General features: G+C 68.1%; 17 protein-coding genes and 2 pseudogenes. 14 read left to right on the forward strand and 5 right to left on the reverse strand.

Annotated features, from left to right (window positions below; genetic code table 11):
• A pseudogene (locus tag ACWEKM_RS31450) lies at positions 1–282 on the forward strand (hypothetical protein); the annotation flags it as partial.
• A gap of 73 nt (positions 283–355) precedes the next feature.
• Here the strand turns inward: ACWEKM_RS31450 and ACWEKM_RS31455 are convergent.
• The 3 genes and pseudogenes from ACWEKM_RS31455 to ACWEKM_RS31465 form a co-directional block, all read right to left on the reverse strand.
• Positions 356–1,137: pseudogene (locus ACWEKM_RS31455) on the reverse strand (SAM-dependent methyltransferase).
• A 60-nt stretch (positions 1,138–1,197) separates the two neighbouring features.
• A complete protein-coding gene (locus tag ACWEKM_RS31460; RefSeq protein WP_451624659.1) occupies positions 1,198–1,428 on the reverse strand; it encodes a DUF397 domain-containing protein in 231 nt (76 codons plus the stop codon).
• The gene (locus tag ACWEKM_RS31465; protein WP_451624660.1) at positions 1,425–2,294 is read right to left on the reverse strand and encodes a helix-turn-helix domain-containing protein; all 870 of its coding nucleotides are present in this window, start codon (positions 2,292–2,294) and stop codon (positions 1,425–1,427) included. The genes ACWEKM_RS31460 and ACWEKM_RS31465 overlap by 4 nt, the downstream gene beginning before the upstream one ends.
• 346 nt (positions 2,295–2,640) lie before the next feature.
• Here ACWEKM_RS31465 and ACWEKM_RS31470 point away from each other — a divergent pair, with 346 nt between their 5' ends.
• From ACWEKM_RS31470 to ACWEKM_RS31485, 4 genes are read left to right on the forward strand one after another with little or no spacing between them, the layout of a single operon-like run.
• Positions 2,641–3,987, forward strand: a complete 1,347-nt coding sequence (locus ACWEKM_RS31470) for a hypothetical protein (protein WP_451624661.1) — start codon at positions 2,641–2,643, stop codon at positions 3,985–3,987.
• 8 nt (positions 3,988–3,995) lie between these two features.
• Positions 3,996–4,775, forward strand: a complete 780-nt coding sequence (locus ACWEKM_RS31475) for a 2'-5' RNA ligase family protein (RefSeq protein WP_451624662.1) — start codon at positions 3,996–3,998, stop codon at positions 4,773–4,775.
• Positions 4,772–6,190, forward strand: a complete 1,419-nt coding sequence (locus ACWEKM_RS31480; protein ID WP_451624663.1) for a hypothetical protein — start codon at positions 4,772–4,774, stop codon at positions 6,188–6,190. Before ACWEKM_RS31475 ends, ACWEKM_RS31480 begins: the two co-directional genes overlap by 4 nt.
• 10 nt (positions 6,191–6,200) lie before the next feature.
• Positions 6,201–7,088 carry a bifunctional diaminohydroxyphosphoribosylaminopyrimidine deaminase/5-amino-6-(5-phosphoribosylamino)uracil reductase RibD gene (locus tag ACWEKM_RS31485; RefSeq protein ID WP_451624664.1) on the forward strand — a complete coding sequence of 296 codons (888 nt, stop codon included), beginning with the start codon at positions 6,201–6,203 and terminating at the stop codon, positions 7,086–7,088.
• A gap of 511 nt (positions 7,089–7,599) precedes the next feature.
• Here ACWEKM_RS31485 and ACWEKM_RS31490 read toward each other — a convergent pair.
• Positions 7,600–8,655, reverse strand: coding sequence for an aldo/keto reductase (locus ACWEKM_RS31490; protein ID WP_451624665.1), 1,056 nt, complete (start codon positions 8,653–8,655; stop codon positions 7,600–7,602).
• Positions 8,652–9,140, reverse strand: a complete 489-nt coding sequence (locus tag ACWEKM_RS31495) for an ATP-binding protein (RefSeq protein WP_451624666.1) — start codon at positions 9,138–9,140, stop codon at positions 8,652–8,654. Before ACWEKM_RS31495 ends, ACWEKM_RS31490 begins: the two co-directional genes overlap by 4 nt.
• 813 nt (positions 9,141–9,953) lie before the next feature.
• On the opposite strand from ACWEKM_RS31495, the gene ACWEKM_RS31500 reads away from it, so the two are divergent.
• The 9 genes from ACWEKM_RS31500 to ACWEKM_RS31540 all read left to right on the forward strand — a co-directional run bounded on the left by ACWEKM_RS31500 (position 9,954) and on the right by ACWEKM_RS31540 (position 19,709).
• Entirely contained in the window at positions 9,954–10,688 is a 735-nt protein-coding gene (locus tag ACWEKM_RS31500; protein WP_451624667.1) for a hypothetical protein, read from the forward strand.
• A gap of 243 nt (positions 10,689–10,931) precedes the next feature.
• A complete protein-coding gene (locus tag ACWEKM_RS31505) occupies positions 10,932–13,244 on the forward strand; it encodes a nitrate- and nitrite sensing domain-containing protein (protein WP_451624668.1) in 2,313 nt (770 codons plus the stop codon).
• Positions 13,245–13,260: 16 nt separating this feature from the next.
• Positions 13,261–13,719: a roadblock/LC7 domain-containing protein gene (locus tag ACWEKM_RS31510; RefSeq protein WP_451624669.1), complete on the forward strand. Its 459-nt coding sequence runs from the start codon at positions 13,261–13,263 to the stop codon at positions 13,717–13,719.
• On the forward strand, positions 13,719–14,105 hold the full coding sequence (locus ACWEKM_RS31515; protein WP_451624670.1) for a DUF742 domain-containing protein: 387 nt from the start codon (positions 13,719–13,721) through the stop codon (positions 14,103–14,105). The genes ACWEKM_RS31510 and ACWEKM_RS31515 overlap by 1 nt, the downstream gene beginning before the upstream one ends.
• Positions 14,095–14,655, forward strand: coding sequence for a GTP-binding protein (locus ACWEKM_RS31520; protein ID WP_451624671.1), 561 nt, complete (start codon positions 14,095–14,097; stop codon positions 14,653–14,655). Before ACWEKM_RS31515 ends, ACWEKM_RS31520 begins: the two co-directional genes overlap by 11 nt.
• A gap of 14 nt (positions 14,656–14,669) precedes the next feature.
• Positions 14,670–15,920: a cytochrome P450 gene (locus ACWEKM_RS31525; protein WP_451624672.1), complete on the forward strand. Its 1,251-nt coding sequence runs from the start codon at positions 14,670–14,672 to the stop codon at positions 15,918–15,920.
• 101 nt (positions 15,921–16,021) lie between these two features.
• Positions 16,022–16,357: a hypothetical protein gene (locus ACWEKM_RS31530; RefSeq protein WP_451624673.1), complete on the forward strand. Its 336-nt coding sequence runs from the start codon at positions 16,022–16,024 to the stop codon at positions 16,355–16,357.
• Positions 16,358–16,359: 2 nt separating this feature from the next.
• Positions 16,360–16,536: a hypothetical protein gene (locus ACWEKM_RS31535; protein ID WP_451624674.1), complete on the forward strand. Its 177-nt coding sequence runs from the start codon at positions 16,360–16,362 to the stop codon at positions 16,534–16,536.
• 47 nt (positions 16,537–16,583) lie between these two features.
• Positions 16,584–19,709: a lantibiotic dehydratase gene (locus tag ACWEKM_RS31540; protein WP_451624675.1), complete on the forward strand. Its 3,126-nt coding sequence runs from the start codon at positions 16,584–16,586 to the stop codon at positions 19,707–19,709.
• Positions 19,710–19,714 lie beyond the last annotated feature (5 nt).

Raw genomic sequence — 19,714 nt, forward strand, 5'->3', positions numbered from 1 at the left:
TTGCTCGGAAAGCGGGCATGGCCGGTTCTGAGGGGGGACCGCTGCAGCAATGCAGCGGTCCTACCCGACGAGATCTGGTTCGGGATCATCACCCGCCAGTCCATCCGCCGCGGCACGTTCTCGAGTGTCAACGTCTTGGTCAAACAGATCCGCGACTACATCAACTCCTGGAACGAGAACGCGAAGCCCTTCACCTGGACCGCCACCGCCGACGAGATCCTCGCCAAGGTCCGACTCGTCCAGACCAGCATGAAGAAACTCGTCAATAACAACTCGAAGTAACACGATCAGGATCACGAGACACTAGGATGCACGACGGCTGGCAGCTCGGGGCGAATTGGCAAGTCTTGTAACGCTATGGTTTCCGCGCGACGCCAACGTAGAGGGGAACCTGCTCGTCGTTGAACTCCTGATCCGGCTCCGGGTGCCAGCCGGTGACTACCTGGACACCGGGGTCGGTAAGGTCAAGTCCCGTGAAGAACCGCGCGAACTCATCCCGTGACCGTACTTGAGCGGGCACACCGCTCCTTCGGTAGATCTCGACGGCTCTTTCCCAGCCGGCCGCATCGAAGTCCCCAGTTACGTGCGAGAGCATGCGGAAGCTACCGGAGGGGAGCGGAGCCAGGAGCTCGTTGACGAGATCGTAGGGACGGTACTCGTCGGAGACGAAGTGCAGGAGGGCCACGAGCGAGAGGGCAACTGGCTCGTCGAAATTGATGATGTCCCTGGCACCTTCGATAATTTTCTCGGGCTCGCGTACATCTGCCTGGATGTACGTCGTCGCGCCCTCGGGCGTGCTTCGCAGGAGTGCCTCTGCGTGTCGGAGAACGATAGGGTCGTTGTCGACGTAGACCACGCGTGATTTTGGATTGACGGCTTGGACGACCTGGTGGAGGTTGGGTTCGGTCGGGATGCCGGTTCCGATGTCGAGGAACTGAGTCACGCCGCAGTCGGTCAAGATCCGGACTGCGCGGTGAATTTCCTGTTGGTTCGGGCGGCAATTCTGATGGCCGGTAGGAACGATATGACCCTCTCGGCAGCTTCTTCGTCGACCGGGTAACTTTCCCTACCGCCGAGGTAGTAGTCGTACATGCGGGCCGGGTGGGGCCGACTGGTGTCGATGGGATCTAACGTCATTGTTCTACTGCGTCCTTCGTGTCGGAACTGCGACTTCGGGATGGCGGGCTACACCAGGTCTCAGGTGAGGAGGAAGTCAGCTTCCCCGGCCTTGGCGCCTATGATGAAGGCTGCGATCTCCCCTTGCTTGTAGATCAGCGCGGGCCCATCAGGGTCGGTCGACTGGCGCAGCGCCACGCGTCCATCACTGAGCGGCTTCGCCTCCACGCAGTTGCCCGCGTTGCTACCACTCCAAGGCTTCACCCACTGCTCGGCTCCAAGCTCTGTAGCGGCGCGGAGGACGTGACTCATAGGTACAGCTCCTTGCGAATATCACCAAGAAATTTCTTGGTTTCCTGCTTTGAAAATGCGTAGACACTCATCTGGCCCAGCGCTTCGCGAAAGAGGGCTGTTTCTTCTTTTTCTTCGCTGTATCCGGCGCGACTCAGGCTGTCGGTGCAGACGATGTCAGGAAGTTCCGGAATCTCGAACCGGAAAACAGTGAAAGGACCGAAGGCGCCCGGGTGGAGCCCGGCTTCGAAGGGGCACACTTGCAGTGTCACGTTCGGGAGGTCGGCCACGTCCAAGAGATGCTCGATCTGCTCGCGCATGACGGCTGCGCCACCGGCGGGACGCCGTAGGCTTGTCTCGTCCGTTAGGACCCAGAGTCGGGGAGGAGCTGGCTCTTCGCGTGTGAGGAGCTCCTGCCGCTTGATGCGCAGGTCGACACTTCGTTGAAGTATGTCGGGCGCCATACGAGGTAGCCCTCGTTCCATGACGGCGCGCGCATAGTCGGGCGTCTGAAGCAGGCCGGGGATGACTCCGGGCTCATAGCCGCGGATCTCTGTCGCGGCTGTCTCCAGCGAAACGTGCACTCCAAACCAGCCCGGGAGGACGTCGCGGAAACTCTGCCACCAGCCAGGCGTGCTCGCTTGGTCAAGGAGAGCGAGAAATTCTTCGATCTCGGCCTGGGGGACGCCGTAGATCTCGAGAAGCGTCTTGACCGTGGCGTACTTCAGGGAAGTCTCGGCCTTCTCCATCCTGGTGACTGTCGTCTGTGCGATCCGTAGTTGCTTGGCGGCATGGGCGGCGGTGAAGCCGGCCGCGTCGCGCAGCGCGGCCAGGCGTCGGCCCAAGACGATGGCCAGCACGGTCGGGGCGGACCTCGCTTCACTCACGCCGGTTCTCTCCCCTTCGCCCTGTAGCGGTCGCTCGCTGAAGTGTGCCACGACACCGCGCGAGGCGAACAGACTGCAGCTCGAACTATGCAAGTTGCAAAGTGGGGCTTGCCAACTGCGTGCGGCCGTGACCATAGTTGTGTGGTGACGCAGCTCACTTAGCACGGAAGCACGCTCCCCCGCCTTCGCCCGCAGGAAGGTCCGAGATGCCAGCCCGCCCCACGTTGTTCCGCGCGCTCGTCCAAGAGCGCCAATAGGACAACTGGCGCGTGACGGTTCCACCGCTCATCTGCTGGATCCCGGAGAGCAAGCCGGTACGGCGTAGTGCTGGTACGCGCCGAGCGCCATGGAGGTTGAAGTGCAGACGACACGGATGACGCTGTTTCGTCAACTTGTCCAGGAACGGCACTGGACCACGGTCCACTCGTTCAACACGCATTTCGCCAGGGCAGCGCGGGAACTGGCCGCGATCACCGGTGAACGCCGGCTCGCCGACGTAACCGTGGCGCGCCGTACCTTCGACCGCTGGATGGCCGGTGAGCTGAGAGGCATGCCCCAGCGGGACACCCGGGCCATCCTCGAGCATCTCTTCCAGCAGCCCGTCGCCCTGTTGTTCGCCACGCCGGAGGGCGCTGAGCCCCCAGGCATGTCGCGCGGCGAGGGCATCTTCGACGATCCATTGGCTGTGATCACACAGACAGAGTTACTGACGCAGTCCGGCACAGGCGCGGCAGCACTGGAACACTTCAGAGGCGAGATCCAGGGGATCGTCGACCGTTACGAGACACAGGGCCCACAGGCGTTGGCTGGTCAAACGCGTTCTCTACACGGAGAACTCAGCGCCCGGCTGAAGGGCGGGCAGTATCCGCCAGCGGTGCACAGCGAGCTGTTCCGGCTCACCGGGCAGACGGCGGGCCTCTTGGCCTACATGGCCGTCAACGCCGGGACCAGACCAGCCGTAGCAGAGGCTTACTGCGTGCAGGCCGAGACCCTGGCCAGGTACATCGGAGACACGCAGCTGCAGATGTGGGCTGCTGGAACCCGCTCGCTCAGCTTGTACTACCAGCACCGGTACACCGAGGCCGACGCAGCCGCCGCGGCGGGAATCGACCTGGCGCCCAGTGATGGTCAGGCTATCCGGCTTCTGGTCAACGGCCGGGCGCGGGCTCTTGCTCGTCTCGGTGACCGAAGGGGTGCGGAACGGACCATCGGGAGAGCGCTAGACCTCTCCGAGCAGCAGCCCTCTCTCCCCTCCGGGATCACGTCGTGCATCTCCTTTGCCCCCTACAGCCTGGCCAGAACCTTGGCCAATGAGATCACCGCGCGGCTGTCCCTTGACGGCACCAGCGAGGTCTTCTCCTGCGCGGAGCAGATTGACGGCCTGATCGAGGAGTCCGATTCCGAGTGGAGCCGGGCGTTGGTGCGCCTTGATGTCGCCGCGGCGCTTCTGCAGCACAGGCAGCCAGAGGTGGAGCACGCCATGGCGCTGGGGCGGCGCGCGCTCCACGCCGGCACCAGCGCGCCCATCACGTCCGTGTGGCAGCGGGCGAACGAGCTGTACGAGCGGGCCGGGCGCTGGCACGCCGAGCCGGATGTAGGTGACTATGCCGAGGAATTGCGAACCTGGCGCTCACTCCCTGAGGCCAGGTCGATCGTCAGCGGCTCGGTTGTAGAGCTCGCACCGCAGCAGTAAGGAGAGCCGTGACGCCCAACCTGGACGTCTTCCCCGGAGCGTTCCCCCACCGCCCGCCGCCAGACCTCGATATCCCTGCCCTGCTCGTCGATCACGACTGGCAGGCGTTCAGAGCTGTCGAGCGAATGACGAACCACTGGGCGCGTCCGGGCTGGCACGAGGGGGTCCGCGCCTACTACTGGATGTTGACGTTCCCGAATGCCGACGAGCTGATGAGCAGCGCGCGGCATTGCCAGGAGGTACTCGCGCATCTGGGCATGGATTGCGTTCCCGAAGACGGGTTGCATGTGACTTTGACCCGTATCGGAAGCACGGACCTCGTCTCCGGCGACGAGGTGCAGTTCCTCGCCGACCTGGCAGAGCAGATGGCGCTGCCGGCCTTCGAAGTCGCCGCGCACCCGATGGCGGGATCGCGGGGAGCCGTCCGATTCACTCTCGCACCGTGGTCGCCGTTGATACGCCTGCACGCCGCTCTCAGCGAGGCCGGACGGCGTGCGTCCGTGCCTGGGGGCAAACCCACCGCTGCCTTCCGCCCCCACCTGGGTGTGCAGTACAGCAACCGGGAGTGTCCCGCCGCGCCCGTCATCGAGAGCGTCGCCCGCCTGCGCGCTCTTGAGCCGGTGCCGTTGGATATCGACAGCGTAGAACTCGTCGAACTCTGGCGTACGAGCGCCCCTTCGCCGGCCTATCGCTGGCGGGTAGTGCGCAGCGTTCCTTTGCGCCGACGATCAGTTCCGCCTTCCCCGCCAGATGCCAGCAGGGCCGACCTAGGACCACACGGATCTTGACGAAGCTCACGCGAATGACGCTGTTTCGTCGGTTGGTTCAGGAGCGGCGCTGGACCACGGTCGAGACGTTCAACACCCACTTCACCAGAGCAGGACGGGAACTGGCCGAGGAGTCCGGCAACAGCCGTCTTGCGGGTATCTCCGTCGCTCGCCGCACCTTCGACCGGTGGATGGCCGGCGAGCTGAAGGGCTTGCCGCAGCGGGACACCCGGGCCATCCTCGAGTACCTCTTCCAGCAGCCCGTCGCGCGGCTTTTCGGCGCTGTCGATGTGCACGGCGCGCGCGGCACCGCCCGACTTCAGGCATCAGACGATCTCACGGCTCTCCAAAGTCCTCCTTTCGGGTCGGAATCGGCACAGAGGGGAATCCTCCCTCCAAGTCCGTACCTCCCGCAGGAAGGCGCAGACGTGAACCGACGCCAGCTGCTCCGTGCAGGGAGCGCCGCGGCAGCACTGCCTCTCCTTGCCAGCCCCGCCGGGGGTGCGAGACCTCGCCTCGGCCGGATGACGCCGGACCAAACTGAAGCCGTGCTCGTATATCTGCGCGAGATGTGGCATCTACTCGTCCAGAGCGACAACCTTCTGGGCCCGCTTCACGCTCTCGCTGGCGTGCATCAGAACCTGGGCGTGCTCCAGGAGCTTCTCGAGCGCGCCGATCAACACGTCCGCGAGGAAGCGCTGCTTCTTGCGGCCCGCTATGCCGAATCTGCGGCCTGGCTTCATGAGGACTGTGCTGCCGACGCCGCGGGCGCCGCACAGGCAGCTCACTGGACGAACCAGGCGATGGCCTGGGCCGTCGAGGCCGGCGACGACGCGATGACCGCCTGGACCCTCTTCCGGCGCGCCCAGCAGGCGACTGCCAACGGCCAGGCCGCCCCGAGTATCAGTCTGTCCCGCGCCGTCCAACGCTACGATCACGTCCTCACCCCGCAGATGCGCGCCGCCGCCCTCCAGCAGGAGGCCCACGGATACGCCCTGGCCGGGGACGAAGTGGCGTGCCATCGCCTCATTGACCAGGCCGAATCCTTTGCCGCACAGCCTGAAAGCGCAGGTGACGGCCGTAGTGGCCACGGTGACTTCGCGACCCCGGCGTACTTGGAGGGGCAGCGCGCGAACTGCTGGCTGCTCCTGGGGCGCGCGGACCGTGCCGTTGCGATCCTGTCGACGGCGCTCACCGCTATGCCCCAGGTCTACCGGCGGGACCGCGGTCTCCTCGAGGCCCGCCTTGCTACCGCCCACGCGCGGACCGGCGAAGTGGACCAGGGCGTCGACCACGCCCGACAAGCGCTCATCGTGGCCCGAAGCGGAGGTTCGACGCGAGTCCTCCATGAGACGATCGCTGCCGTCGACGCGATGCGCTCCTCCCCTGACACCCCCGGGGTGGTCGAACTGATCCGGGCCGTCGCACATAGCTGAGGGAGGGACGGTGCCCACGTCGGTGGAACTGGCGGCGATGCGTCGCGCCATCGTCATTTCCGCGAGCGGCCTTGGTGCAACCAGCCCGAACCCGGCCGTCGGCTGCGTGATCCTTGATGCCGCCGGTCGCAGAGTGGGGGAGGGATACCACCTACGTAAAGGCGACCCGCACGCCGAGGTCAACGCGCTCGCTGCCGCCAGCGGTCGAGCCGCGGGTGGTACGGCGGTGGTGACGCTGGAGCCCTGCAACCACGAAGGCCTCACGCCGGCCTGTCACCAGGCCCTCCTGGATGCCAGGATCGCCCGCGTGCTGATCGCGGTCATGGACCCCACCTCCCGCGGTGAGGGCGGAGCCGCGCGACTACGCCATGCCGGTGTCGACGTTCACGCGCACGTCCTGGAGGACGAAGCCCTGGTCGTTCTTGGGCCATGGCTCGCCGCCCTGTCGCACCGGCGTCCCGTCCTGCACCTGCTGATCCAGACGGATGCTGCGGGCAACGCCACCGCTCTGTCGGCAGAGGCCCTCAACGAGATCCAGATCCAGCGGCACAGGCACGACCTGCTCATTTCCGTCGACGGAACAGTCGAAGAAGGCCGGATCGGTTGTCACGGGCGTGGCTTTTCGGCACCCACCGTGGCGGTTCCCAACAAGCCAGAGGGCGCGCTTGCCGTGCTCGCCGAAGCGGGAGCACGCACGGTGTTGCTCGTCGGACCGTCGAACTTGGGGAAGCGGCTCCTCAGCAGGTCGCTCATCGATCGTCTCACCCTCCTGATGCCGGTTCCGGAGCCGTCACAGCCCACGACCACGACACCTTCGCCACTGCTCCCGGACGGCTACGTCCTGTCTCAGGTCACGCGCACGGGCAGCCAACTTGTCGTCTGCGCCGAGCGCTGCTGACCGACACATACGTGGCCCCCTACGCGGGTGAAGCCTCGTCTCATCGTTGGGAAGAGCCTGAGCGGCGCCCCCTGACGTGTTGGCACCTGATGCCTCGCTCGACGTCCTGAAGGGACGGTCTGCGCGGCGCACCGCAGGTGATGCATTCGCTCGGCCAGGGCATCGAGCGGGCACCGGGAAACCGAACCTTCGGCTCGTAGCCCGCGACACGCATCGTCTCCTCGTGTTCTCGTTCTTCAGAAGTCACGGGGGAAGACGTCGTCGGCGGGGACGGCCGACTGCTCATTGCGGACCTGGGCAGCACACTGTCGCGGAGCGGGGTGAATCCGCCGATCAGCAGGCCCAGGCTCATCCAGCGCTTCGGCTCTGGCGGTTCGTCCATGGCTCTTTCACTCTCTAGCGTCGCGGGCAGGTCGACGTGCGGCATCCCACTTGCTGTTCCGGTCGATCTCGCGCAGCGGTCCTCATTCGCCGTTACAACATGGGGCGGCGCTGCCTGGACGTACGGTGGTCATGGCTGAAGTTCTCTGACGGGCGAGTGTGCCGTCGCTTCCTGGACCTGCGCGCGCAGCCTGGCGTAGACGTCGTCGACGAGACCGAGCTCCAGCTCTGTGAGCGGATCGCCCAGGCAGCTGAAGTTCTCCTCCACCTGTCCCGCGGTGCTGAATCCGGCAACGACCACGCACTGATCGCTACGCTGCAGGCTAGAGCGCAGGGCCAATCGCGCGAGTGTGCCGGGTGTGTCGCCGAAGTGGCGGCGCAGGACGTGAAGTTGCTCATCGACCCGGTCTGGGAGCGAGGGCATCAGCACACCGTGTCGCGGAGGCGCCGTCTCGGGCGGCGAGGAACTCTCTGTTCCTCTTCCAACGAGCACGCCGTGGGCCAGTGGAGCCGCCAGCACCAGGCCGACCCCGTGCCGTGCCGTGAGCGTGAACAGGTCCTGGCCTTCGAGTGAGACCGCCGGCGTGAACGCGTTGAACCGCGTCCAGACGACGTCCGGCTTAATCAGCCGGAACAGGTACAAGAAGCGCTCCGCCTGGGCGGCCCATTCCTCTGGGGAGGCCGCGTAGTGCGTGAAGGGGCCCCGCATCCCGATCGCCCTGATCGCCTTCACGTCCCGGAGCGTGCGCATCGCGTCGATGGCATTGCCCAGGTAGCGATCGCCAGGGCCGAAGTCGAAGCTGTCCAACGTGTAGAGGTGCAGTTCCTCGGCGTAGAGGTTTTCCAGGGTCTGCTCGAGCTGATGGTGGATGTGCCGGCCTGCGTACGGATGCTCTGCACTGCCGCGTATCTGGCCGACTTTGCTGCTCAGTTGGAGGGCAAGGTCCGGTCGCTGGCGCGCGAATTGCCCGAGGACACGCTCGGAGTGTCCGTACCCGTAGGAGTCGGCGGTGTCGAAGAACGTGGCGCCATTCTCAACCGCGCAGGTGAGGCCGTCGAGGAACCGGCTGGCCCTCACCGATCCATCGGGAAGCATCTGGTCCGTGGGGACGTCGCAGTGGAGCCCCAGCGGGTGGGTGAGAATGTCGCGGCACAGATGCCGAAGCCCGAGGTCGTGAGGGGTCACGCGGCACTCCCTGCCAAGCAGAAAGCAGCGGTCACGACCTTGCCCTCGCGGGCGGGTTCGACCCCCCATCCACTGGCGAAAGCACTGACCATGTACAGGCCCCTGCCGTTCGTGGGCAGGTCCTCTTCACCGGCCTCGCCGGGTGTCTCGTCCTGCAAGCTGGCCAAGAGACTGGCGACATCGGCCGGAAGGGCTGTGATGTCCCTTCCGCGGTCAACGACGCCCACAGTGACGCCTTTCTCGTAGAGGTCGAGGGTGAGCGATACAGGCCCGCCCGCGTGCCGGATTGCGTTGGTGAGCAGTTCGGTGACGACCAACACGGCGTCGTCGATTCGATCCTGGTCGGTCTGGCCGTGGAGCAGTCGGCGGACCGTTTCTCGGGCCCACGCAAGCGGCTCCTCCTTTGCGGTGAGCGCAAAGAACTGGTGGTCGACGAGTTGCCCTAGTGGCAGTTCCCGGATCAGATCGGCTGCTGTCGGCGGCACCTTCGTCTCCTTGCGTGTCGAGACGCCGTATGGCGCGGACCGGTGATCCGGCCCGCCACCAACCCTCACCGACCAGCCGTGGCACCGATACGCCAAACCGTGGCCACGTTGTGGCCATCTCTCCTGTGCGGCTTCAGTTCGAGTTGTCCGGGCGAGGGGACAGGTCCCGTCCTGCCAGCGGCGCAGCGCAACCCGTTAGCAAGATCACGATCTGGACTTCTTGGATGCTGACCTGCCAAGTCCCGGGGCTGCGCCCGCCTTTGAGATGCCCAAGTGCTGATTGGCCACTCCCAGAAGGGAGGGCAACAGCCGCAGCTTCTTGAAGCGATGGCACGGGCCCGGAGTGCTGTCAGCACCGCCTTCTAGGACGCGCTCGCTAGCGGTCGCGTAAACCGTGCCAAATCCACTCTCATCGCCCCTCAAGCTCACGCTCGAGGCACCCGGAGTTCGCCCTCCTCAAGCGAGGATGCCTCCAAATCGGTAAGCACCTTCACGGACATATCTCCCATAAGCTCTTCAAGTGCAACCTACGTGAGCAAGATCGAACGGGCACTGTCAAGCGCTTTCGGAAAAGTGGCCACAAGGTGGCCACGCGCCGCGCACCGCCCTGCGAGAGCGCCACAGCGGGGTCCAATGTCCATATTTGCGGCCTCGATGAAGACGAAAGGAGCGACGCCGAGCAGTCAGGCGCGCCCTCAACATGGCCACGAGATGGCCACGCTTTGGCGTACCGGTGCCACGAGGAGGCGATCACGCTTAGTTCCGGATGAGTTCCGCAACCGAGTCAGCAGCCCCGTCCCTCCAGGAGTTCCGATGACCCTCGCCGCTACCGCACATCGGCGACTCCTTCCTGGCCTTCGAACGCCGGGCGGCGTCGGGCACAGCCTGAACTTCGGCCTGCAGCGGCATCGGACGAGAGCCGCCTTCCGCCCCGTGGTCATCGGAGACAGCGTGTATCCGGCATTCCACACGGCGCTCAGGCGGTGCAGAGACCTCGCGTCCGTCGCCAGCGACTTCTTGGCCCGGCGTCGCCACTTCCTCTTTGGCACCGTGAACACTGTCGAAGACCTCGTGGAACAGGTGATAGGGACGTCGCTGCTTCCCCGCGACGACAACAAAGTCACGCTGCTCATCGCATGTCTGCATCAACATCTCCCCCATCTGGAGCGGATCGTCGGGGAGGCGAACCCTGACCTGGTGCGCCAGGCGCGCCGCATCCGCAATGCGCCGCTGCCGGAGGGCCACATGCCGCTGGTGATCCTCGCCATCCGGCTCGCAGAGATCGCCCAGGCCCTGATCGACGCAATGCCAGTCGATTCTGCGCCCGAGCGAAGGCATGTCCCCTCCGAAGGACAGGCCATGGAGGCTCCCGAAATCGATGCCAGTGCCGTTCTCGACTCGGCCGGGCACGCGCCGGCTCCTCTGCCGGATCTCACGACTGTGCGAGATGCTGCTCAAGCAGACCCACTGCCCCATCGAGCCGTTCCTTCGCTCGCGTTGGCCAGCGCCGCGGCAGGCTCCCCCGGCGGTTGTGGACCTCCCTCGTAGACCGGAGCCCGGCAGCGTGCGGCGCCCTCGTCGCCGTCCGACCGTCGGCGCTCACTCGTGGGCTACGGCTTCCGAATCTGGGGGACCGCTCGGGCGCACCGCCGTCCAGGTCCCGGAAGCCGCGAGCGAGGCGGCGAACCCCCCGTATCGCCGTTCTCCCGGCTGCCGTGGTTCCCAGAGCACAACCACAGCAGCCGGTCCACGCCCTTCCGCCTGACCCATCCACCACTTCGCCGAGGACCCATGACCCCCATAGACCGCTCCGGCCACAAGGCGCCGCGCCACACCATGACCGTGCGCGCCCGTCTCATCGTGGTGGCCTCCGTCGCGATTACCGCGCTGCTCGCCTTGGTCGTCGTCAACGCGGTGCCGGCCTGGGAGCAGCAGAGGAACCTGCGCAATGACAGCACCACAGGCCGACTCGGTGGTGAGGCGTCGCTTCCCCTGTTCGTCGCGGCGCAGGCCGAGCGCAAGCTCACGGCCGCATACCTGGCTCACCCGTCTTCCCCTGCGAAGACGGCCCTGCTAGCGCAGCGGAAGAAGACCGATGCCGGGCTGGCGTCGTTCAGGCGTCTGTCCGGCACCGAGCTGCGCACCGACCAGCGGCACCGCTGGGAGTACGTCGAAGCGGTCTACCAGCAGCTCGACAGCCTGCCCCGGGTGCGCGAGAACGTGGATGCCCGGAAGGGCGAGCCGGACGAGTCCACCGGGTACTACACCTCCCTGATCAACAAGATGATCAGCTTCTACCAGGCGTTGAGTGCGATGGATGACGGCTCGCTCACGCTGGAGACGAGGCCGCTGGTCGGGCTCTTCTACGCCTCGGATGCCCTGGCGCAGCAGGACATGCTCATCACCCAGGCCCGTGGCTCCGGTCGGATGACGGACGCTCACCGGGTGGCTTTCGCCGAGGCGTATGGCACGCAGCAGGTGATGTACGAGCGGTGGATCGCCCCTTACCTGCCCGAGCAGGAGAAGGCCCTCTACGACAAGATCACCGCCAGCCCGGCGTGGAAGGTACTCCAGGCCGCACAGCGGTCGGTCATGACGCCGCCGACGGACGACTTCGGTAACGAGCAGATCGGCAGCCGCGCGTCTCTCGCCCAGTGGGACGACGCGTACGGGAAGGTCAGCGGGCAGCTCGCCGGTCTGAACTTGCAACGGACGCAGGGGCTGCTCGCCCACGGCTTCCAGAGGGCGGACGAGATCCGCACCCAGGTCGTCATCCAGGCCGCCGGCAGTCTGGCGGCGATCCTGCTGATCGCCGGGCTCATCATCTGGCTGATCCGTTCCATCTCCGCCCGGCTGCGCCATTTGCGTCAGCAGACGCAGGAGGGCGCTGAACGGCTGCCCCAGGTCGTGGACCGGCTGATGCGCGGTGAAGACGTGGACGCGAAGACGGAGTTCCCCGATCCGGACCGCGGTGACGAGTTCAGCCACGTCCAGGCCGCTCTGGTCGAGGCGCAGCGCACCGCGGTGCGCCAGGCCGCCGATCAGGCTGGCGACCGTCGCGGGATCGGCGCGTTCGTCGCGGCGGCGACCGAGCGGACCCTCGGACACATCAACCGGGCCCTGGGTCACCTGGAACGGGTGATGACCCGGCCCGACGTCGACCCGGCCCTTCTGGATGACCTGATCACCATCGATGGGGCCGTCTCCGCCAGCCGCCGCCACCAGGAGCACGTCGGGACGCTGGCCGGCAGCATGCGGCTGGACCTCTACGACAGGCCCAGGCCGGTGCTCGACCTGGTCAACGATGCCGCAGTGGAGACCGGCTTGCCCAAGCGGGTGGCCAACAAGGTCACCGACACCGCCTACGTTCCCCCGCAGCACGCATCCGCCATGGTCAAGGTCGTTGCCGCGCTGATCGAGAACGGAATGGCCAACTCCAACGGCGACGTGACCGTGCGCAGCGTCAAGGCCATCCACGGCATCGCGCTGGAGATCGAGGATGTCGGCTTCGGAATGGACCAGGAGGCCATCGAGGCCATCAACGCGGAGCTCGCACAGCACAATCAGGCGACGTTTGAGGCCATGGCGCGACGGAAGGGCAAGCTCGGCCTGTTCGTCGTCGCCCGACTGGCCGGCCGCCACCACCTGCACGTGTCGCTCAGGCGATCCCCGTACAGCGGGATCACCGCCGTCGTCATGATCGACAACAAGGCGCTGACAGCGATGGAGCAGGACATCGCCCCGCCCCGCCCCACACGGCCAGAGGCTCCCGCCGCTCTCACCGCGACGGCCACCGGTCAGGCATTGCCGCAGGCGGCCCTGCCCCGTCGGCGGCAGCCGGCACTCGACCCGGCCGCCGCCCATGCGCAGCGGCAGGCCGAACGTCTCGGAGCCGACACCCTTCCCGCCGCCACCGACGCCAACGCCGCTCCTCTGCCGCGCCGCACACAAGGCCAGCACCTCAACCCCATCCTGCGCAGCGGTTCTCACGCCTCCCAACAGGCGGGAGCGAGGACCGAGTCCGACCCCCGGCAAGTCGGGAACGACTGGGCGGACTTCCAGACCGGAACACAGCAGGCCACCGAGTACGACCCCCACCGATAAGGACGAGCAGACACTCATGAACCCCGAAATCCAGACACTCCTCGACCAGCGCGTCGACAAGATCGCTCACGGGCTCGGAGCGGTCGTGGTGACCGAGGACGGCATCTTCCGCTACATGAGCGGCTGGACGAACGTGGCCGCTGACCCCTCCAAGGGCAAGTCCGCCGAGGACGTCCGCAAGGAGCTGGGAGAGCATCTGGCCGCGATGGCCAGCGGCATGGCCACCCTCGCCCAGCGGCAGGCCGACTACATCAACGGCGGCGAGATGCTGCGCACGGTCGTGGAGATGGCCAACGGCTGGTGCGTCGCCAGCCGCGCCGGCCAGCACAGCGTCATCGCCCTGCACGCGGCGAAGGAGGCCAGTCTCGGGCAGCTCGGATTCGAGCTGACGGATCTGGCCGGCCAGCTCGGCGGCATGCTGGACGTCGAGCGGCGCGAGCTGGCGACCGGCGAGCGCAGCGAGACGATCCTGTGATGGCGGCGTCGGGCGGCCGCCGGACGCGGCCGTACGCCGGAACCGGCGGCCGCACCCAGGCCCCCGACGCCACGCTGAGCATCGACACCCAGATCACCGCGTACACGCACCACGAGGGGCAGCTGCTGAGTGAGCAGCATCAGCTCGTCCTGGAGCTGTGTTCCGAACCCAGAGCCGTGTCCGAACTCGCCGGGGTCCTGCGGCTGCCCGTGGGGGTCATCACTGTGCTGGTCGCCGACCTCCAGCGGCACGGACTGGTGGCGGCCCAGGCCCCGGTGGACATGTCACGCAACGACAACGTCACTCACGCCCTCATGGAACGCGTACGCGCCAGCTTGCAGGCCCAATACGAAGAAGAGATCAGGGGGGCACGGGGTGCCAACTGAACCCGCTCCGGAAGTTGTCAAGTTCGTTGTCGCGGGAGGCTTCGGGGTCGGCAAGACCACGTTTGTCGGCGCAGTCAGTGAGATCGAGCCGCTGAACACCGAAGCCGTGATCACCGAGGCGAGCGCCGGGGTCGACCACACCGACGGAGTCGAGAAGAAGACCACCACGACGGTCGCCTTCGACTTCGGCCGGCGCACCGTCGACGGCATCACCCTGTACCTGTTCGGAACGCCCGGACAGGACCGGTTTTGGTACATGTGGGACGACATGGTCCGCGGCGCCATGGGGGCCATCGTCCTGGCCGACACACGGCGGCTCGACGACTGCTTCGCCAGCGTCGACTTCTTCGACGTCCGCGGCGTGCCGTACATCGTGGCGGTCAACGCCTTCGACGGGGCTCCCGCCTACAGCGAGGCCGACCTGCGCGCCGCCATAGATCTGCCGCCGCACATCCCCCTTCTCCAGCTGGACGCCCGCGAGTCCGGCTCCAGCACCCTCGCGCTGATCACGCTCCTGCAGTACCGGCTCAGCCAGCCCGTGACCGCCTGAACTGGAGGATCTCCATGCCCACCTTCGCCCCCGCCAGCTCCGTCGCCCTGTTCACCGACGAGCTACTGGCCAATCCGTACCCCGCTTACGGCACCCTGCGGGCCACCGGCGCCGCGGTGCGTCTGGAGGAGTACGGCGTATGGGCCGTCTCCCGCCACGCCGATCTCGCCGAGATCCTCAAGTCGCCGGACATCTTCGGCTCCGAGGACGGCATAGCCCTCACCAGTCTGGCCAACCAGCAGATACTCGGCGGCACGGTCCTCGCCGCCGACGGCGCCCGGCACGCCGAGCTCCGCAGGGTGCTGTCCAAGCAGCTCGCCCCCCGTGCGATGAAGCACCTGGCCGACCGCATCACCGACCGCGCCGAGCGCCTGGTGGCGATGTACACGGGGCCCGGCCGGTTCGACGCTGTGGCCCTGTCCCGCCACATGGTCTGCGACACGGTGATGGAGCTGATGGGCCTGCCCGACGCGGACCGGGAAGTCCTGCTCGACGGCGCCGCGGCCACCTTCGACGTCTTCGGCCCCGAGAACACCCGCTACCAGCGGGCGCTGCCGCTGGCCTCCCGCATGGTCGAGATGCTGTACGAGAAGCTCACTCGCGAGACCGTGGTGAACGGGACGTGGATGGGTGCGATCTTCGAGGCCGTGGACGCCGGGCAGATCGACGAAGGCGACGCGATCCCGCTGGCCTCGGCGTACACGGCGGCGGCCATCGACACCACCGTCCTCGGTCTCGCCGACTGCATCGTGCAGCTCGCCCGGCACCCGGAGCAGTGGCAGACCCTGCGCCGTGGCCCCGTCCGGTGGTCCGCACCCGCCTTCCACGAGGCGCTGCGCCTCGAAGCCCCGATACAGGGCTTCGGCCGGCTGCTGACCAAGCCCGCCACCCTGGGCGGCGTGGACCTGGCCGAGGGCGAGCAGGTGTGGCTGCTGTACGGATCCGCCGGTCGTGACCCCCGCCACTGGGGCGACGAGGCCGACGAGTTCGACATCCGCCGTCCGCGCAACGACCAGCACCTCGCCTTCGGCGGCGGCCCGCACCTGTGCGCCGGCATCCCGCTCGCCGTCCTCCAGGCCCGGTCCGTCCTGCGGGCCCTGGCCTCGCGCTGCACGCACCTGACGCTCGACGGGGAGCCCGTCCGTGTCCTCAACAACCTCCTGCGCGGCTACAGCCAGGCCGCGATCGCCGTCGAGCTGTCCCCCGGTACCTCTGCTTCCGGCGCTGACACGCCAGAGGCACGCCAGCAAGGACCCGTATCGTGACCCTCGCAACTCTCCTGCCGCCAGCCCGACTTGACCTGTCGCCCAGGCCCGTTGCGGGCCCGCGGACGCGGGAGGTCGGGCCGGGCTGGGAGGTCCTGTTCATGGCCGAACCGCTCGCACGGCTCGTCACCGACACGATCAGGGGATCTGCAGCGGCGTCCGCCGTGGGCCGGGTCTTCGCGCACGCCGGCCAGTGGGGGGTCTTCCTTCCTGAGCGGTCCGACGACCCCGCCTGGCCGCCGGGCACCACGTACCTCAAGGCCGGCACGCACGTCACGCTGCCGCCCTTCACCTGGGGATTCGCTGACCATGACGGCACTTCCGGGTGGGTGAGCCAGGACGGCGATCTGCTCAGCCGGCCTCTGCTGCTCCACCCCGTCGTCACCCTCCTCGCCACCGACGTCACCGGTTCCGCCTCTCCCGCACCAGAGGTATGACCGTGCCCACTGTCTGCCTCACGACCGCGCCGACCCACGCTGCTCCGCCCGCCCCCACATATCCAAGGGGCCGGGGCGGCCAGGGCGGCGGTCCGGCCCTCGCCGAGGTCCTCGACCTCCAGGAGGCCGAAGTGCCCCGCACCGCCGACGCGCTGGACCACTTCTTCGGCGACGTCTGACCCTCCCGCACCGATCCCCCGCCCCCTCAGCAAGAAGGCCACGGCGAATGAGCTCCCAACCCGCTTTCCGCGTCCAGCGCGGCATTCTGGTGCGCTCCGTACTCCTGCACGACCTGCCGATCCCGCCGCTGCCGGACCTGTCCCGGCACGCTGCCGTCGCGTCGTTGTCCTGGCAGCAGTGGGTCCTGCGGGTCTGGAGCGTCCCGCAGATCGCGACCGCCGTCCGCCACGCGAGCCCCGGCCTCGCCCGCGAAGTCGACGACCTGGCCGAGCGGCCCGGCGACGCCGAGGCAGTACGGCGCCTGGCGCTGTCGCTGCTCGGCTACGTCCTGCGCCTGTCGCGGCCGACGCCGTTCGGCCTGTTCGCCGGCATCACTGAGGGCGAGTTCGGCTCGGAGACGGTAGTTCGGTGGGGTGAGGAGCACCAGTTGCTCTCCCGGGCCGACGGCGAGTGGGTGGCTGCCGTCGTGCAGCAGCTCGAAGCCGTCCCGGAGATCCGGCGGAACCTTCGGGTCATGGCCAACAACGCCCTCCGGATGCGCGGTGAGCGGCTGGTCCTTCCCTGGCAGCAGCGGGCCCTGGAGGCAACCGGCACCGCCGTCCGTGAAGTGGCCATCCGGCGCACCGCGGCCGTCGAGGCCGTCGTAGGAATGGCGGTCTCCCCGGCGCCCTACCGCGGGGTGGCCGACAAGCTCGCCGCCGCCCACCCTGAGCTCGGCGTCACCGGTGCCGAGGAGCTGCTGGATCTGCTGATCTCCAAGCGCATGTTCCTGACCAGCCTCCAGCCCGCGAGCACCGAGATCGACGCCCTCGGACACGTGGTGCGGGAGCTGAAGAACACCTCCATGCTTGCGTCCTCTCCCGCGGCCGACCTGGTCGCGGCGGTGCGGGAGATCTATGCGCAGATCGGCTCGCTCGACCGCCGGTACGGTCAGGACCCGGCGGAAGCGGAGCGGTGCCGGCGCGCGGTCACCGGGCGGATGCGTCAGGTCGTCGACCGGCCCACGCCGCTCGCCGTGGACGTGCGGATGGACGCGAACCTCACGGTGCCCCGCGCGGTGGCCTGGGAGGCGCAGGCGGCAGGCGGTGTGCTGGCCCGCGTCACACCGGAGCAGCACGGGACCGTGGCGTGGATCCGCTACCGCGCACGGTTTTGTGACCGGTACGGCGAGGGCGTTCTCGTGCCGCTGATGGATGTGCTCGATCCGCACACCGGGCTCGGGCTTCCCGAGGACTACCACGGCACCGCGCGCGCCCCGCAGCCGGACACCGTGCGGCGTGACCGCCTGCTGTTGGCCCTCGCACAGCAAGCCGCCGCCGACGGGCGGGACCTCGTCCTGGACGAGGACCTCATCGAGCAGTTCGCCGGCCCCCGGCCGGCCACCGCCGCGGAGATGCCCGCCCATGTGGAACTGGCCGTCTCCGTGCACGCGGCCAGCGCCCAGCAGCTGAACGCCGGGGAGTTCACGCTTGCCGTTCGCCGGGTCGGCCGCGGGTGGGGGCACTTCAGCGGCGGCCGGTTCGCCGCCCTGCTCGCCGCCCAGGACCGTCCCAGCGATCTGCTGGGAACCCTGGCCCGCCGCCCGACCACCGTGCACGGCGCCCTGCCCGTGCAGCTCGCGTTCCCCCCGCTGATGCCCAGGGCCCTCCACATCACGCACACGCCCCGCCTGCTCGCCCCGCTGATCTCCCTGTCCGAGTTCCGCGAGCCCGATCCCGGCGTCTTCGCGCCCGACGACCTCGCGGTGATCTGCCACCAGGAACGCCTGCACCTGGTCTCCCTTTCGCGTCGGCAGGTGCTGGAGGCCGCGATCCCGCACCCGCTCCAGATCGAATGCCAGACCCCGGGCGTCGCCCGGTTCCTCGACGAGATGCAGCGCGGTCAGAGCAGCCGGCTCATCGGCAGCATCGGCAACCTGTCCGCCTGGGACTGGGGCGCCGCCCGGCACCTGGCCGTCCAGCCTCGGGTGCGGGTCGGCCGCAGCGTCCTCAGCCCGGCCACCTGGCGCCTGGTCCACACAGGGCTGCCCGGCCCGGATGCACCCGTCGACGAGTGGGAGAAGGAGTTCGCCGCGCTGCGCGAGCGGTGGCGCCTGCCCCGGCACGTCCATCTCGAACACTGGGACGCGCGACTGCGGCTGGACCTGGACCACCCGTGTCACCGCGCGGTGCTGCGCACGCACCTGGAACGGCCCCGGCCGCTGGGACAGCTCACCCTCATCGAGGCCGAGCCGGACGACGCCTTCGGCTGGTGCGGCGGGCGGCCCCACGAGATCGTCACCTACCTCGCCTCCGCGGCGCCTCGCCGGCCGTCGCCGCCCCTGCGCGGCGTACCGGTCGCGGAACGCGGCCAGGCCCAACTGCCCGGTACCTCCCTGTACGTGTCCGCCCGCCTGTACTGCCAGGGTCCGACCCGGCACGCCCTGCTCGTCGATCACCTGCCAGAGCTCGTCGCGGATCTCCCCCACTCGATCTGGTGGCTGACGCCCCAGGACAAGGACGAGCTGCCGCACACCGTGCTGACCGTCCGGCTGGCCGAGCCCTCGCAGGCCGCCGACGCGATGGGGACGCTCGGCGCATGGGCCAACCACCTGATCGACACCGGCGTCATCAGCGATGCCGCCTTCACCCCGTACCGGCCGCACACCGGCCTGTGGGGGACCCGCGGAACACTGACGGCCGCGGAAGAAGTCCTGGCGGCCGACTCGGCAGTCGTTGCCCACCAGCACGCCCACCAGCACAACCTGCCTCCCGCACCGGTGCTCGCGGCAGCGAACGTCGTGGCCATCGCAGCCGGCCTCCACCATGACCCCGCGGACGGGCTGCACTGGCTGTCCGCCCAGCCGAAGCCGCCCGCCGCCGAACGACTCCCCAAGAAGCTGCGGGAGCAGGCCCGCGCGCTCGCCGTCCCGGACGGCGACTGGTCCGCACTCCGGGCAACTCCGCCTGGAAGAAACCTCGTTGACGGCCCGTGGGCGGACCGGCACACCGCTTTGGGCAAGCATCGCGCCGCACTCGACGCCGCCCCGCACGCAGACGTGGACGCCGCGCTGCGGGCACTGATCGCCGCGCACCTCCACCTCGCCGGCGAACCCGTCGACGGCACCGCCTGGCGCCTGGCCCGTGCCGCCGCGCTGGCCAGCACCCGGCCGCGCCGAAGGCCCGCGTCCTGAACTAC

Source organism: Streptomyces sp. NPDC004752 (assembly GCF_053601275.1).